Here is a 589-nt window from a genome sequence, read left to right as displayed (position 1 = left end):
ACAATTATTTGTTCACTATTGGCGCATATCTTAGCAAATTATTGTTCCAATTCCATTGTTTTAAGATTTTGGTGACACTATATTTATGAACATTATTCATCGTACTAGGCTTACCAAATTAAATTTGTTGTCTATAGCTCTTATTGCCTCCGTCATGAATACAGGCTGCGGCAAAAGCACTAAAGTTAGCCAACATACTATTAGCCCGCCAACAGTTAAACAGTTAAGTAGCCCTTCACCCGTTTATTTGACTGGTGCTACCAAGGCTGAAAGTTTGAATGAAATTAGCATAGAAGCATGGATGACTATAGCCAAAACCAACTATGAGTCAAAGAACTACTCGCGAGCATTGAGAGCGGCTAATGAAGCGCTCAGTATCGACAATCAGATTGTGGAGGCTCGTCAAATTGCAATGTTGTCGTCTGTTAAGGTAATGCAGCTTAATATTGATGCTTACCATGACAATGCGTTGATGAGTAGTCACGATAAGGCTATGTTTAAAGATGCTTTAACCAGTATGACCACCTTAATTAATACCTCGGAGTAAACCATCCTTTGGTTAAACCACTCTTGAGTAAATAGGTGCATC

General features: G+C 38.5%; 1 protein-coding gene. It reads left to right on the top strand.

Annotated features, from left to right (window positions below):
* Positions 1-154: 154 nt before the first annotated feature.
* On the top strand, positions 155-547 hold the full coding sequence (locus ACS8FD_RS22825; RefSeq protein WP_439277536.1) for a hypothetical protein: 393 nt from the start codon (positions 155-157) through the stop codon (positions 545-547).
* Positions 548-589 lie beyond the last annotated feature (42 nt).

The sequence above is a fragment of the Psychrobacter sp. 1U2 genome (assembly GCF_051847575.1).
The sequence above is the reverse complement of the archived record's forward strand: the minus strand, read 5'-3'. Positions and strand labels throughout refer to the sequence as shown.